13 protein-coding genes and 1 riboswitch are annotated in these 13,759 nt (G+C 59.3%); of the genes, 1 reads left to right on the top strand and 12 read right to left on the bottom strand.

Going from position 1 to position 13,759, the window contains the following annotated elements; all coding sequences use genetic code 11:
* Nucleotides 1-5: 5 nt before the first annotated feature.
* The 4 genes from MKI83_RS11950 to MKI83_RS11935 all read right to left on the bottom strand — a co-directional run bounded on the left by MKI83_RS11950 (nucleotide 6) and on the right by MKI83_RS11935 (nucleotide 3,403).
* On the bottom strand, nucleotides 6-449 hold the full coding sequence (locus tag MKI83_RS11950; protein WP_241586523.1) for an ester cyclase: 444 nt from the start codon (nucleotides 447-449) through the stop codon (nucleotides 6-8).
* Nucleotides 450-606: 157 nt separating this feature from the next.
* Nucleotides 607-1,173: a TMEM165/GDT1 family protein gene (locus MKI83_RS11945; protein ID WP_241586514.1), complete on the bottom strand. Its 567-nt coding sequence runs from the start codon at nucleotides 1,171-1,173 to the stop codon at nucleotides 607-609.
* Between the two features lie 8 nt (nucleotides 1,174-1,181).
* A riboswitch (yybP-ykoY riboswitch) is annotated at nucleotides 1,182-1,356 on the bottom strand.
* Between the two features lie 48 nt (nucleotides 1,357-1,404).
* Nucleotides 1,405-2,406 (bottom strand): methyltransferase, encoded by a 1,002-nt coding sequence (locus MKI83_RS11940; protein ID WP_241586512.1) that lies wholly within the window; start codon nucleotides 2,404-2,406, stop codon nucleotides 1,405-1,407.
* Between the two features lie 40 nt (nucleotides 2,407-2,446).
* On the bottom strand, nucleotides 2,447-3,403 hold the full coding sequence (locus MKI83_RS11935; protein WP_241586510.1) for a 2-hydroxyacid dehydrogenase: 957 nt from the start codon (nucleotides 3,401-3,403) through the stop codon (nucleotides 2,447-2,449).
* A gap of 86 nt (nucleotides 3,404-3,489) precedes the next feature.
* On the opposite strand from MKI83_RS11935, the gene MKI83_RS11930 reads away from it, so the two are divergent.
* A complete protein-coding gene (locus MKI83_RS11930; protein WP_241586508.1) occupies nucleotides 3,490-4,131 on the top strand; it encodes a LysE family translocator in 642 nt (213 codons plus the stop codon).
* Nucleotides 4,132-4,171: 40 nt separating this feature from the next.
* Here MKI83_RS11930 and MKI83_RS11925 read toward each other — a convergent pair whose 3' ends face one another.
* The 8 genes from MKI83_RS11925 to gatC form a co-directional block, all read right to left on the bottom strand.
* Nucleotides 4,172-5,404 carry a diguanylate cyclase gene (locus MKI83_RS11925; protein WP_241586506.1) on the bottom strand — a complete coding sequence of 411 codons (1,233 nt, stop codon included), beginning with the start codon at nucleotides 5,402-5,404 and terminating at the stop codon, nucleotides 4,172-4,174.
* Nucleotides 5,405-5,413: 9 nt separating this feature from the next.
* Complete coding sequence (gene pcaC, locus MKI83_RS11920; protein ID WP_241586504.1) at nucleotides 5,414-5,788, bottom strand: 4-carboxymuconolactone decarboxylase; 375 nt, start codon at nucleotides 5,786-5,788, stop codon at nucleotides 5,414-5,416.
* A gap of 27 nt (nucleotides 5,789-5,815) precedes the next feature.
* A complete protein-coding gene (locus MKI83_RS11915; RefSeq protein ID WP_241586502.1) occupies nucleotides 5,816-6,904 on the bottom strand; it encodes a calcium/sodium antiporter in 1,089 nt (362 codons plus the stop codon).
* Nucleotides 6,905-7,031: 127 nt separating this feature from the next.
* Entirely contained in the window at nucleotides 7,032-9,221 is a 2,190-nt protein-coding gene (gene katG / locus MKI83_RS11910) for a catalase/peroxidase HPI (RefSeq protein ID WP_241586500.1), read from the bottom strand.
* 315 nt (nucleotides 9,222-9,536) lie between these two features.
* Nucleotides 9,537-10,382, bottom strand: a complete 846-nt coding sequence (locus tag MKI83_RS11905; protein ID WP_241586486.1) for an undecaprenyl-diphosphate phosphatase — start codon at nucleotides 10,380-10,382, stop codon at nucleotides 9,537-9,539.
* A 74-nt stretch (nucleotides 10,383-10,456) separates the two neighbouring features.
* Nucleotides 10,457-11,902: an Asp-tRNA(Asn)/Glu-tRNA(Gln) amidotransferase subunit GatB gene (gatB, locus tag MKI83_RS11900; RefSeq protein ID WP_241586483.1), complete on the bottom strand. Its 1,446-nt coding sequence runs from the start codon at nucleotides 11,900-11,902 to the stop codon at nucleotides 10,457-10,459.
* 11 nt (nucleotides 11,903-11,913) lie between these two features.
* Nucleotides 11,914-13,371 carry an Asp-tRNA(Asn)/Glu-tRNA(Gln) amidotransferase subunit GatA gene (gene gatA / locus MKI83_RS11895; protein ID WP_241586481.1) on the bottom strand — a complete coding sequence of 486 codons (1,458 nt, stop codon included), beginning with the start codon at nucleotides 13,369-13,371 and terminating at the stop codon, nucleotides 11,914-11,916.
* Nucleotides 13,371-13,658 (bottom strand): Asp-tRNA(Asn)/Glu-tRNA(Gln) amidotransferase subunit GatC, encoded by a 288-nt coding sequence (gatC, locus tag MKI83_RS11890; protein ID WP_241586479.1) that lies wholly within the window; start codon nucleotides 13,656-13,658, stop codon nucleotides 13,371-13,373. The genes gatA and gatC overlap by 1 nt, the downstream gene beginning before the upstream one ends.
* Nucleotides 13,659-13,759: the final 101 nt, after the last annotated feature.

Here is a 13,759-nt window from a genome sequence, read left to right as displayed (position 1 = left end):
AAAGCTTAGGGCAATGCAATCTCGGCATTGGGGCGGGTGTTAAGCCCTAATTGCGCGCGGAAGCTTTCCATATCAAACAGCGTGCACAGCTCTTCTAGCTTGCCGCTGGGGCCGTAACGCCAAAAGGCCATGGCGGAAATACTGAGAATCTTATCGCTGGCCGGGTAGCCGAGCGCCGGTTTGGTGATGGTGCCGATGAAGGTTGACCACGTCACGACGGTACGGCCTTCGGCGATGATGTCTTCGATCTCAACTTGCAGATCGGTCATGGCATCGCGAATTTCGTTGACCAAGCCTTGATAGCCGGCGGTGTCGAGTGGATGGCCGACAAATGAGCTTTTGTATTGAAAGTTCAGCGCGTGGCGTTGCTCAATCAGCGCCAAGTGGCCTTTGTTCCATGACAGGTCGATATGCTGGCGAGTAAGGCGTTTGAGTTCTTCCAGATCCATCGTAGACACTCCGTGTCGTGTTCGGGGTGTGGACTGTATCACGCTAAAAAAGTCGTTTTGTGATGCGCTTCACGCTTTGCTGGCCTGTGTGTAAAAACTTGCCACCGCTATAGCCAATGGCTTACACGGCTTGCGGTGGCAGCGCTCTGGGTCGGCTTTATGGGTTAAATGCCCGCCACAGGGCGTAGCAGGCCATGAGCAGAAAAAACACGGCTGCAGCACGGCGAATCCAGTGCAGCGGGAGGTTGTTGGCGGCGCGATTGCCGAGCCAGATCACCGGTACGTTGGCCAGTAGCATGCCGCCAGTCGTGCCGATGATCACCAGCACAAGGTCGCTGTATTGCGCGGCTAGCATCACGGTGGCGACTTGGGTTTTGTCGCCCATTTCGGCAATGAAAAAAGCGACTAAGGTGGCGAGAAACGCGCCGTAGCGATCTAGCAAGCTAGGCTCGTCGTCCAACTTGTCGGGGATCAACGTCCAGCCCGCCACCGCAAGAAAGCACGCCGCCAAGCTTAGATTGAGCCACAGCACGCTGACTTGTTCGGCGAGCCAGTTCCCCAGTACGCCAGCCAAGGCGTGATTCAGTATGGTAGCGACCACAATGCCAGCAATGATCGGCCACGGCTTTTTAAAGCGTGCGGCCAATAACAGTGCGAGTAATTGGGTTTTATCGCCGATCTCGGCGAGGGCCACTAGCGCGGTGGAGACAAACAGAGCGTCCATAACGATTCCAAGCGGGGCGGGCAGACACGGCATGACACAGCCACCTTGCCCGCCCCGGGTAATAGGTTGCTATGTCATGGGTCTTGTCAGGCCGCAACAGGTTGCGGGTGCCGGCGCCATGGCAGGTGGCCAAGTGTGTTGACGCGGGCCTCAAAAGAGCGACTACTCCCCCAGGACGGCGCGCATTGTGCCGTTAGGCTTGCGCGCTGGCAAGTGCGCCCCCGCGCTGTGTTAGCGGCGAATGGCGCGATAGATACGAAAGCCGTTAGCGTGGGCCAAGGTTTCGCAGTGGGCAAAATGCTGCTCGATCAGTGGCGGGTAGCGCAGGAAGTCGTTGGCGACGATGCGTAGCTCACCGCCTGGGCGCAGCACCCGATGCGCCTCGCGGATCAGGTCGTGACTGACCTGATATTGCGTGTCGACCCCTTGATGAAACGGTGGGTTACTGATCACCGCATCTAAACTGGCGTTGGCGAAGCCCGCCAAGCTGTCGGCGGCGATGACCTGCGCATCAAGCTGATTGGCCTCTAAGGTGCGTTGACTGCTGGCCACGGCAAACGCGTCAACATCCAGTAATTGCAACGTGGCGGCGGGATGACGTTGCTTGAGACTGGCACCGATCACGCCAGCGCCGCAGCCGTAATCGAGCCACGCATGGCCGGGCAGATCGGCTAAATGCTCCAGCAATAGGGCGCTGCCCTTATCCAGTCGGCCATGACTAAACACCCCAGGCAAGCTATGGATGGCCAGCGTGTGCGGCGGGTTGCTGAGCGACCACTGCTGCCACGGATCACGCGGTGCGCTGATGGGCTGGCTGAGTTCGACGTGCCACAACTGACAGTGCCGCGCGCTGTCGAGCTTGATGGCGCGGCCAAGGTTTTGCAGTTGCTTGGCGGCGCGCTCGATGCCGGTACGCTTTTCACCCACCAAATACAGGTTGGCACCGCTGTTTAAGCGCGCGGCGATGGTCTGTAGCAGGTAGTCCACTTGTTCGCGTGCTTTGGGCAGAAATAGCACGGCGCTGTGGTACGGCGTGTCGCTGAGCGTGCTGGCAAAGTGGCAACGCTGGTCGAAGCGTTGTTTTAACACTGCGGCTTCGCCGGCGTGCCAGCTCCAACCATGGGCTTGGGGTAGCTCGGCGAGTAAGTCATCGGCGGGCAAGCCGGCCAGCAGCAAGTCTTGATCAATAAAGCGCTCGCGCTGGCGCAGCAATACTTGGCTGCGAGGGTCCATGGCTGACTCCGTAAAGCAGGTGGCAGAAAAGGCGGCGAGCTTACACCAGTGCGCGCGGGGCGGCGCCCTGAAAAAAGCCGGCGGCGTTTTCGGCCAGTTGATTGACGATGGTTTGCCGCGCTTGGCGGCTGCCCCACGCATTGTGCGGGGTGATGATCAGATTAGGGTGTTGGCAGTCCAGCAATGGATTACCCGCGCGTGGCGGCTCGACGCTGAGCACATCGCACGCGGCCCCGCCTAGGTGACCGCTGTCGAGCGCGGCGACCAAGGCGGCCTCGTTAACCAGACCGCCGCGTCCGCAGTTAATCACCAGCGCGCCTTGGCGCAGTAAGGCCAGTTCTGCCGCACCTAACAGGTTTTCCGTACGGGCGGTCAGTGGGCAGTGCAGGGTCACGATATCGACCTTCGGCAACAGTTGCGCAAGGGGTAAGCGGCCTGGTTGTTCGCGCCCTGGTAAGGCACCAATCAAAACTTGCATGCCGAAGGCCTCGGCTAAACGGGCCACGGCTTGGCCTAGTTCGCCGTAGCCAAGAATGCCTAAGCGCTGACCGGCGAGTTCTTCAATCGGGTGCTCCAGCAAGCAGAACCCCGTCGCTTGCTGCCAGCGGCCGGCTTGTAGGTCGCGTTGATAGGCGGTGAAGCGCGTGGCCAAGTTGAGCATCAACATCAGCGTGTGTTGCGCGACCGATGCGGTGCCGTAGGCGCGGCAGTTTTGCACGCAGATGCCGTGTTGCTGCGCATAGGCGAGGTCGACATTGTTGCTGCCGGTGGCACTGATCAGGATTTGTCGCAGGGCCGGCAGCTGCGCCAGTGTGGCGGCATCCAGTTCGACCTTGTTGACGATCGCGGTGTGCATGGCCTGCAAACGTTCGACGATGTGCGCGCGGTCGGTTTGCGCGTAGGTGCGCAGGGCAAATTGCTGTTGCAATGGCGCAAGCGACAGATCGCCCAAGTCGAGGCTGGCCAGATCGAGAAAAGCGGCGTTTGGTAGCGACATGGCGGCTCCTTGACTGGGTTACATGGCGTGGCGCGCCGGTTTAGACTGATGCCGCACAGTAAAGCCATTGGTTAAGGAAGCCAAACATGTACTGGACAGAATTTTTCACCGTCGCGCTGGTTCATTTGTTGGCAGTGGCCAGCCCCGGCCCGGATTTCGCCGTGGTGGTGCGTGAGAGCGTCAGTCAAGGCCGTCGCGCTGGGTTGTTGACCGCATGGGGCGTGGGCGCCGGTATTTTGGTGCACGTGGCGTACTCATTGCTCGGTATCGGCTTGATTGTGTCGCAGTCGATTGTCGCCTTTAACGTGCTGAAGTATTTAGCGGCGGCGTATTTGGTCTGGATTGGCATCAAGGCGTTACGCGCCAAGGCCAATCCAGAGGCCGCCAACATTGCCCAGCAGCCTGCGCACGCGATGAGCGCTTGGCAAAGCTTTAGCTTGGGCTTCATCACCAACGGCTTAAACCCTAAGGCGACATTGTTCTTTTTGTCGCTGTTTACCTTGGTGATCAGCCACAACACCCCCGTGTTGGTGCAAGGCGCTTATGGCGTGTATCTGGCGCTGGCTACTGGGGCGTGGTTTACCTTGGTGGCCATGCTGTTCAGTCAAACGCGTGTGCGCGCCGGTTTTGCGCGTATGGGGCATTGGTTTGATCGGGTGATGGGCGTCGTGCTGGTGGGGCTGGGTGTGCAGTTGGTGCTCAGTGCTGCTGATGCCCGTGGGCAATAAGCCGGAGTACTCCCAGTCTGGGTTTTCGTTGTTTGTCGGGCTAGTAGCAGCAGCGACCGCGCCCCGCTTGTTTGGCGTCGTAGAGTAATTCGTCGGCGCCTTTAAGCAGCTCATCAATATCCGCGCCTTGTGCGCAAACGCCTGCGCTGTAAGAAAGCTCCGGCGCGCCACTTTGACCGTATTCGATCAACGCGCACTGTTCGCGCAGATCATCCAGCTCGGCGGCAAGGCTGGAGGCACTTTGGTTGAGCACTAACAAAGCGAACTCTTCGCCGCCAAGGCGTGCGAGCAGGGCGTCTTGAAAGTTCTCCTGTAGCAAATTGGCAAAGCGTTGGATGACCACATCACCCACGTCATGGCCGTAGTTGTCGTTCACTCGCTTAAAAAAGTCGATATCCAGCATGGCCACGCACACGCTTTGTTGCGCATCGTGCGCCTGCTTGAGCAGTGCCGGCGCGTGATTGAAAAAATGCCGGCGATTAAACAGCCCCGTGAGCGCGTCGCAGTGCGCCAACTGGTACAGCTGCTCAATCAGCTCTTGCCGCTCAAGGCAGTGCATCACGCGGATGTGCAACTCTTCGGGGAAGAACGGCTTGCGCAGGAAATCGTCGGCACCGTGCTTAATAAAGCGTGCGCTGATGTAGCTTTCGTTTTCAGCGGATAGGGCAATGATCGACAGTTTCTTGCGTTGTTGCTCATGGCGCAGGTGTTTGACCAGCTCAATGCCATCCATCTGCGGCATGTTGTAGTCGGTGATCAAGAGGCGCACATCGGGATGCTGCTCCAGCAGAGCGAGAGCTTGTTGGCCGTTTTCCGCTTGCAGCAGTTGGTAGCGTTGGGCCTTGAGACATTGCGAGATGAACGTGCGCGTGGCGGAGGAATCATCAGCAATCAAGATTTTAATCTGGGTGTTTTTGCTGAGTCGGCCGAGCAGGTGAAACACGTAGTCGTAGGATTGCTGGCTTTCTTTGAACACATAATCGACCACGCCCTTAAGTAACAACTCCTCGCGGCGCTGCTCATCTTGGTTGCCTGACAACACGATGCACGGCACGCGATGCTTGAGTACTAAGTCCACCGCTTCGCCGTGCGGGGCGTCGGGCAGGTTGAGGTCGACCACGGCAGCGACAAAGTGCTCGGCGCTATCGAGGAGGATTTCCGCCTCCAGCATCGAGGCGCAGAACACGGCCTCGTATGCTGGTGTGCGGCGAAACATATGCCCGAGAATTTTCAGGATCAGCGGGCTGTCTTCGATTACCAAAACGGCGGCCATGGCGGGTCCTTAGGCAGAGTGTTGGTCGATAACCTCTTGTGCCGCGCGGAAGGCGTCAATCGATGCCGGCACACCTGCATATATAGCAGCATGCAGCAGCACTTCGCGGATTTCCTCCACGCTGCAACCGTTATTCAGAGCGCCGCGCACATGGCCTTTAAGCTCTTGCGGGCATTTCAGGGCCGCCAGCATGGCAATGGTGATCAGCGAGCGAGTCTGTCGAGGTAAACCGTCGCGTGCCCAAACGGTGCCCCAAGCATTCTCATTCACCAGCTGCTGCAGCGGTGCAGTAAATTCGGTGGTGTTGGCGATGGCGCGTTCAACAAACGCATCGCCCATTACTTCGCGGCGGATGTTAAGGCCTTGCTCGGCACGCTCGCTCATCGTCGCTCTCCTGGTTTGAGTCAGTGGTTAATCTTGCTGGCGCCAAGCGCGTACGCTGACCATGGCAAGGGTTAAGGCGGTCAGGGGGAGGACAAACAGCAGCATGCTCTGTTGGAACAGTTCGAGCTGGCTGGCGTTGGCCGCCTGCATGATCAAATACGTGGTGTAGAGTGCGTAAAACGCTAAAAACAAAGCGCCTTCCCAGCGTTTGATCAGGTAGCCGCTGAAGAAAATCGGCAGGCAAGCAAAGGCCACGGCAATCATCACCGGGAAATCAAACGATAAAGCATTGGCCGCCACGGGAATGGGGGAGGGCGCGACCAAGCTGGCCAAGCCCAAAACGCACAACAGGTTAAAAATATTGCTGCCGACGATATTGCCCACGGCAATGTCGCGCTCGCCTTTGAACGCAGCCATGATCGAGGTGGCCAGCTCCGGTAATGAGGTGCCGATGGCGACCACAGTGAGGCCGATGACCAGCTCGGACAAGCCCCACAGGCGTGCCAGTTGCACAGCGCCTTCGACCAAAAACTGTGAGCCGCCGACCAGCATTACTAAACCGAGCACAATGAACAGTGCGTCTTTTAGCCAGCCCCAGCGGCCTTGGCTCACTTGGCCAAACTCTTCGGCAAATTCATCGTCATTGGCTTGCTCGGCCGCGCTGTCGCGCCGGCCTTTGATCACTTGAAACGCGCTGTAGGCCACCACGCCAGCAAACAAAATGGCACCTTCTAGGCGGCTTAGTTGGCCGTCGAGCCCCAACAGATAAACCAGTACGCTGGCGGCCAGCATGATCGGCAAATCGATGCGAATGAGTTGTTTTGATACCAACAAGGGAATCACCAGAGCCGTGGCCCCTAAGATCAACAACACGTTGGCGATATTGCTGCCGATTACGTTGCCGATGGCGATATCGCCACTGTCATTCCACGCGGCTTGCACGCTGACAGCGGTTTCAGGAGCGCTGGTGCCGAAGGCGACAACAGTCAAGCCGATGACCAGCGGTGGAATACCAAAGGTGGCCGCCAAACGCGCGGCGCCGCGGACTAATACCTCGGCACCGGCAACCAACAACACCAGGCCAGCGACCAGCAGTAACACAAGGGTTAAGTTCATCAATCAGCTCAGATAACGCGGTATGAGGAGCTCATTGTCCGCAGGCGCTGCGCTTTTCTCAAGCGTCGGGCCAAAGACGCAAGCCCCGCGCCGTTGTAAACAGCGGCGCGGGGCTTGCGTGAGTCGCTTACAGGTCGAAGCGATCGAGTTGCATGACCTTGTGCCACGCTTTGATGAAGTCGGCGACAAACTTGCCTTCGTTGCCGTGGCTGGCATACACCTCGGCTAGCGCGCGCAGCTCCGAGTTAGAGGCAAACACTAAGTCGGCGCGGGTGGCGCTCCAGCGTGTGTCACCGCTGTGGCGGTCTACGCCGTGGTACAGGCCGGGGGTGCTGCTAGCGCGCCATTCGGTACGCATGTCCAGCAGGTTGACGAAGAAGGCATTGTTCAGCACGCCGGTGCTTGCAGTGAGAAGGCCATGGCCGTGGTCTTCGCTGTTGGCGCCGAGAGCGCGCAGACCGCCGATCAGCACGGTCATTTCCGGCGCGGTGAGGGTGAGCAGCTGGGCGCGATCCAGTAACAGGTGCTCGGCCGGTGCGGGCATTGCGGCTGCCTGATAGTTGCGGAAGCCATCGGCTTTGGGCTCAAGCACCGCAAACGACTCGGCATCGGTTTGCGCTTGGCTGGCATCCACACGCCCAGGTGTGAAGGGCACTTCGATCACGTGGCCGGCTTGCTGGGCGGCGTGTTCAATCGCCGCCACACCGCCGAGCACGATCAAGTCGGCCAGCGACACTTGGGCGGCTTGCGCGTCGCGCTGGTTAAAGCGCTGTTGCAGGGCTTCAAGTGTGGCTAAGACCTTGCTCAGTTCGGCGGGGCGATTGACCGCCCAGTCTTTTTGCGGCGCTAAGCGAAGGCGCGCGCCGTTGGCACCGCCGCGCATGTCCGAGCCACGGAAGGTCGATGCGGATGCCCATGCGGTGCGCACTAACTCGGCGGTGGATAAGCCGCTGGCGAGCAACTCACGCTTTAAAGCCGCGATGTCATCCGAGCTCAAGGCCGTGCTGGCTGCGTTCGGCAGTGGGTCTTGCCAGACTAAGACTTCGCTAGGCACTTCAGGGCCTAAGTAGCGCGCTCGCGGCCCCATGTCGCGGTGCGTTAGCTTGAACCAAGCACGCGCAAAGGCGTCGGCAAAGGCTTGCGGGTCTTGATGGAAGCGCCGCGAGATCGCCTCGAAGGCGGGGTCCATCCGCAGTGACAAATCTGCGGTGGTCATCATCGGCGGGTGCTGTTGGCTGGCGTCGTGCGCGTCTGGGATCAGGTGTTCGGGCTTGCAGTTTTTGGGGGTCCACTGGTGCGCGCCGGCGGGGCTTTTGCTCAGCTCCCACTCATAGCCAAACAGCATGTCGAAGTAGCCGTTATCCCACTGGGTGGGGTTGGGTTTCCATGCGCCTTCAATGCCGCTGGTGGTGGTATGCACGCCTTTGCCGCTGCCGAAGGCGTTCTTCCAGCCGAGGCCGGCTTCTTCGAGTGCCGCGCCTTCTGGCTCGCGGCCGACTAAGGCGGGATCGCCCGCGCCGTGGGCTTTGCCAAAGGTATGACCACCGGCGACTAACGCCACGGTTTCTTCGTCATTCATGCCCATGCGCGCAAAGGTATCGCGCACATCGCGGCCAGAGGCGACGGGGTCAGGGTTGCCGTTGGGGCCTTCTGGGTTGACGTAGATCAGGCCCATTTGTACGGCCGCTAATGACGGCTCAAGTTCGCGCTCGCCGGCATAGCGTTGATCGCCCAGCCAGGTGGCTTCTTGGCCCCAGTAGATGTCATCTTCGGGCTCCCAGATGTCGACTCGACCGCCGCCGAAGCCAAAGGTTTTCAAACCCATGGACTCCAACGCGCAGTTGCCGGCCAAGATCATCAGGTCGGCCCAGCTGATCTGGTTGCCGTATTTTTGCTTAATTGGCCACAGTAAGCGGCGGGCTTTGTCGAGGTTGCCGTTGTCGGGCCAGCTGTTGATGGGGGCAAAACGCTGGTTGCCGGTGTTAGCACCGCCGCGCCCGTCAAAGCTGCGGTAGGTGCCGGCGCTGTGCCATGCCATGCGAATAAACAAGCCGCCGTAGTGCCCCCAATCGGCCGGCCACCAGTCTTGTGAGTCGGTCATCAGGGCGTACAAGTCTTGCTTCAATGCGGTGTAGTCGAGGCTGTTAAAGGCCTCGGCGTAATCAAAGTGCTCGTCCATCGGGTTAGATTTGGCCGAGTGTTGATGCAGCATCTTTAGGTTTAAGCGCTCGGGCCACCAGGCTTCATTGGATTGGGGCTTGGCGCTGGTGCGTGAGCCTTGCTGATGGGCAAAGGGACATTTTGAGCTACTGGACATGATCGACTCCTCTCTGGCGAGATTGCGGTGCAGGGCGCAGCAGAGAGGCGGGGTAAGGTTTGAAACAACTGAGTCCCGGGTGGGCCCGTTATTGGGGGCTGACCAAAGGCTCTACGACGTTGACCGCGTTATCCGCTGCTTGTCGTTAAGGTAGCGCTGAGTGGCTTGATGTGTGTATTCGATTGCCTGCATGGCGCCTATTAGTTTTGCCTATTGGCTTTACCTGTTGCTGTTGCAGGCTCAGCGTGATGACCTGCATTTGTTTGCCGGTGCCGCCGCAATACCAGTCGTCAAGCAAGTATCGCGGCGCTATGACTATAGCGGCTGCAGTACGCCGGCGCTGAGAAGCACCAAAATGAAGCTGCCTAAGACCACGCGATAAAGCACGAAAGGCCAGAAGCCACGGCTACTGACAATGCGCAAGAACAGCACGATCACGCCGTAGCCGACGGCAAAGGCAATTACCGTGGCCAGCGCGGTAGGCCCTGCGGCGACGGGGCCATCAACGCCCCAGCTTTTGTAAAGCTGGTACAGGCCGGAGGCAAACACTGCCGGCACGGCGAGCAAAAACGAATAGCGTGCGGCAGCCTCACGGGTATAACCCATGATTAACCCGGCGGTGATGGTGCCGCCAGAGCGGGATACGCCGGGTATCAGGGCCATGGCTTGGGCAAAGCCAAACACAATGCCGTCGCGCCATGTCAGCTTGGCGAGAGGCTTGCGTTGTGGCGCGTAGCGATCGGCAATGCCCAGCAGAATGCCGAACACAATCAGCATGATCGCGGTGAGGTACAGATTGCGCAGATAGGTTTCGATGGCGTCTTGGAATAACAGGCCCAAGATGCCGATCGGCAAACTGCCCAAGATCACCAGCCAGCCCATGCGTGCATCGGGCTCAAGGGCTTGCTGGCGTTGCCCTAAAGAGCGCAGCCACGCGTTGGCGATGCGCCAAATATCATGGCGAAAGTAGATCAGTACGGCTAACTCGGTACCAATCTGCGTGATGGCGGTGAAGGCAGCGCCGGGGTCTGCACCCGAAGGCAGCATAGGGCCTAGTAGGCGCAGATGAGCGCTGGAGGAAATCGGTAAAAATTCGGTCAGGCCTTGAATCAGGCCCAGAAGGGCGGCTTCAAACCAGCTGATACTGCTTGCAACGGTCATGGAAAATCTCAAGTAGGCGCGGCGTGGTGGGCCGCAAATTCAGAGCCCAGCCGGGTGGGCTGGGCTCTGTTGCATCAGCCTTCGAGTTTCTTTTTCAGTAATTCGTTCACTTGTTGTGGGTTGGCTTTGCCTTTGGAGGCACGCATGGCTTGGCCCACGAAGAAGCCAAACATTTTGCCGCGCTTGGCTTCATCGCTGTCGCGGTATTGCTGTACTTGCTCGGCATTGGCCGCTAAGACGTCATCGAGCATGCTTTCAATGGCGCCACTATCAGTGACTTGCTTGAGGCCTTTGCTCTCGATGATCTGGTCGGCATCGCCTTCGCCGGCGGCCATCGCTTCAAACACCATCTTGGCGATTTTGCCGCTGATGGTGTTGTCTTGGATGCGCAGGAGCATGCCGCCCAGTTGCGCGGCGCTAACCGGTGATTGCTCGATGTCGAGGTTGTCTTTATTGAGCAAGCTGGACAGCTCACCCATGACCCAGTTGGCCGCTAATTTGGCGTCGTTACACACCTGATTGACCGCCTCGAAGTAGTCAGCCAATTCGCGGCTGGCTGACAGCACGCTGGCATCGTAAGCCGAGAGGCCATAGGCGCTTTGGAAACGTGCGCACTTTTGTGGTGGCAGCTCAGGCAGCTCGCCGCGCAGTTGCTCGATCGTGGCGGGGTCGAGCACCACCGGCAGCAAATCAGGGCAGGGGAAGTAACGGTAGTCGTTGGCTTCTTCCTTGCTGCGCATTGAGCGGGTCTGGTCTTTGTTGGGGTCGTACAGACGGGTTTCCTGCACCACTTTGCCGCCGTCTTCGATCAGCTCGATTTGGCGTTGTACTTCGTGGTTGATGGCCTTTTCGATAAAGCGGAACGAGTTAACGTTCTTGATCTCGGCGCGGGTGCCGAACTCGGCTTGGCCTTTGGGGCGTACCGAGACGTTGCAGTCGCAGCGCAGCGAGCCTTCGGCCATGTTGCCGTCGCAAATGCCTAAGTAGCGCACCAGTGCGTGAATCGCTTTCACGTAGGCGACCGCCTCTTTGGCCGAGCGGATATCCGGCTCGGAGACGATTTCTAGCAGCGGTGTGCCGGCGCGGTTTAAGTCGATGCCGCTCATGCCGTGGAAGTCTTCGTGCAGGCTTTTGCCGGCGTCTTCTTCTAAGTGCGCGCGGGTGATGCCGATGCGCTTGACGGTGCCATCTTCCAAGGTGATGTCCAGATGACCTTTGCCGACCACAGGGTCGTCCATTTGGCTGGTCTGGTAGCCCTTGGGGAGATCAGGGTAGAAGTAGTTCTTACGCGCGAAGATGTTGGTCATGCCCAGTTCGGCATCGATGGCCAAGCCAAACTTCAGCGCCATTTCCACGGCGGTTTTGTTCAGCACCGGCAAGGTGCCGGGCATGGCCAAGTCAACCAGGCTGGCTTGGGTGTTGGCGTCGGCACCAAAGGTGGTGGCGCTGCCGGAAAAAATCTTCGATTGGGTGGCGAGCTGTGCGTGAATTTCCAGCCCGATCACGGTTTCCCATTGCATGTGGTGCTTCCTCAGAATCCGGTGGGGGCTTGTAGGTGCCAGTCAGTCACTTGTTGATATTGGTGCGCAATATTCAACAGGCGGCCTTCTTGGAAGTAGGGGGCAAGCAACTGCACGCCCACCGGCAAGCCATCGACAAAGCCTGCGGGCATGGAAATGCCGGGTAGCCCTGCGAGGTTGGCGGTGATGGTGTAGATGTCTTCCAGATATTCGGCGACAGGATCGTTGCCCTTGGCGCCCAGAGCCCACGCAGGGTTGGGGGTGGTGGGGCCCATGATCACATCGACCTCTTTGAACGCGGCGATAAAGTCGTTTTTGATCAGACGACGAATTTGTTGTGCTTTGATGTAGTAGGCGTCGTAGTAGCCGGCGGACAGCGCATAGGTGCCGACCATGATGCGGCGTTTGACTTCGCTGCCAAAGCCTTCGCTACGCGAACGCTTGTACAGATCGCTCAAGTCGCTGGGGTTGTCGCAGCGGTGGCCATAGCGCACGCCATCAAAGCGCGACAGGTTGGACGAAGCCTCCGCCGGCGCGATCACGTAGTACGCGGCAATGGCGTGCTGCAGGTTGGGCAGGCTGATTTCTTTAACGCTGGCGCCGAGCTTTTCTAGCTCTGCCACGGCGGCATGGGTCGCGGTGCCGATACGGCTGTCGAGGCCGCCGCCAAAATACTCTTTCGGCAAGCCGATTTTCAGACCTTTGAGGGGCTGATCGAGCTGGGCGAGGTAATCGTCGACCGGCTGATCCACGCAGGTGGAGTCTTTGGGGTCAAAGCCGGCCATGGCGCCCAGTAGCAGCGCGCAATCATAGGCGTCACGTGCCATCGGGCCACCTTGGTCGAGGCTGGAGGCATACGCCACCATGCCCCAGCGCGATACACGGCCGTAGGTTGGCTTAAGGCCAGTCAGGCCGCACAGCGCGGCCGGCTGGCGAATCGAGCCGCCGGTGTCCGTGCCGGTGGCCGCGGGCACCATGCGCGCGGCAATCGCCGCCGCAGAGCCGCCGGAGGAGCCGCCGGGGATGCAGTCCAGTTGCCAGGGGTTGTGCACCGCGCCGTAATAACTGGAGGCGTTGGATGAGCCCATGGCGAACTCGTCCATGTTGGTTTTACCCAAGCTAACGCAGCCGGCGTTGGCGAGTTTTTCGACTGCGGTGGCGTTGTAGGGGGCGATAAAGTTGTCGAGCATTTTCGAGCCGCAACTGGTGCGCACGCCTTGGGTGCAGAACAAGTCTTTGTGGGCGATTGGCGCGCCAAGCAGTGCGCCGTTTTCACCGTTGGCGCGGCGGGCATCGGCGGCGCGCGCTTGCTCCAGCGCAGACTCGCCGGTGACGGTAATAAAAGCATTGGTGCGACTGTTCTGTTGCTTGATGCGGGCGAGCAAGGTGCGGGTCAGTTCTTCGGCAGAGAACTGCTTGTCGCGCAGGCCGTCACCAATCTGGCGTAGGGTTAAGGTATGCAGATCCATCAGTCGATCACCTTCGGTACGAGGTACAGGCCTTGCTCCACCGCCGGAGCGATAGCTTGGTAAGCATCACGCTGGTTTTGCTCGCTCACCACATCCTCGCGCAGGCGCTGGGTGGCCTCTAGCGGGTGCGCCAGGGGCTCGATACCGGTGGTATCAACCGCTTGCATGGCGTCAATCAGGCCGAGAATGTTATTGAGTGTTTCGGTGGTGGAGGCCAGCTCTTCCTCGCCTAAGCCGAGGCGGGCTAAGTGGGCGATTTTTTCCACGTCGGTGCGTTGTAGCGCCATCTTGGGTGATACTCCAGCGATCTGGGCGGTTATGGTTAACAACCGCCGAGCTTTGGTGAGACCGTCAAAAAAAGGCCAAAGACAAGGGGCAAAGCCCGCAA

This window comes from Atopomonas sediminilitoris, from assembly GCF_022601735.1.
Lineage (GTDB): Bacteria > Pseudomonadota > Gammaproteobacteria > Pseudomonadales > Pseudomonadaceae > Atopomonas > Atopomonas sediminilitoris.
Note: the sequence above shows the minus strand (reverse complement) of the source record. Positions and strands in the feature narration are given on the sequence as shown.

Coding starts and splice junctions, on each gene's coding strand:
- MKI83_RS11940 (WP_241586512.1), bottom strand. CDS start 2,406: ATGGACCCTCGCAGCCAAGTATTGCTGCGCCAGCGCGAGCGCTTTATT.
- MKI83_RS11925 (WP_241586506.1), bottom strand. CDS start 5,404: ATGGCCGCCGTTTTGGTAATCGAAGACAGCCCGCTGATCCTGAAAATT.
- MKI83_RS11905 (WP_241586486.1), bottom strand. CDS start 10,382: ATGACCGTTGCAAGCAGTATCAGCTGGTTTGAAGCCGCCCTTCTGGGC.
- MKI83_RS11915 (WP_241586502.1), bottom strand. CDS start 6,904: ATGAACTTAACCCTTGTGTTACTGCTGGTCGCTGGCCTGGTGTTGTTG.
- gatB (WP_241586483.1), bottom strand. CDS start 11,902: ATGCAATGGGAAACCGTGATCGGGCTGGAAATTCACGCACAGCTCGCC.
- gatA (WP_241586481.1), bottom strand. CDS start 13,371: ATGGATCTGCATACCTTAACCCTACGCCAGATTGGTGACGGCCTGCGC.
- katG (WP_241586500.1), bottom strand. CDS start 9,221: ATGTCCAGTAGCTCAAAATGTCCCTTTGCCCATCAGCAAGGCTCACGC.
- MKI83_RS11945 (WP_241586514.1), bottom strand. CDS start 1,173: ATGGACGCTCTGTTTGTCTCCACCGCGCTAGTGGCCCTCGCCGAGATC.
- gatC (WP_241586479.1), bottom strand. CDS start 13,658: ATGGCGCTACAACGCACCGACGTGGAAAAAATCGCCCACTTAGCCCGC.
- MKI83_RS11930 (WP_241586508.1), top strand. CDS start 3,490: ATGTACTGGACAGAATTTTTCACCGTCGCGCTGGTTCATTTGTTGGCA.
- pcaC (WP_241586504.1), bottom strand. CDS start 5,788: ATGAGCGAGCGTGCCGAGCAAGGCCTTAACATCCGCCGCGAAGTAATG.
- MKI83_RS11935 (WP_241586510.1), bottom strand. CDS start 3,403: ATGTCGCTACCAAACGCCGCTTTTCTCGATCTGGCCAGCCTCGACTTG.
- MKI83_RS11950 (WP_241586523.1), bottom strand. CDS start 449: ATGGATCTGGAAGAACTCAAACGCCTTACTCGCCAGCATATCGACCTG.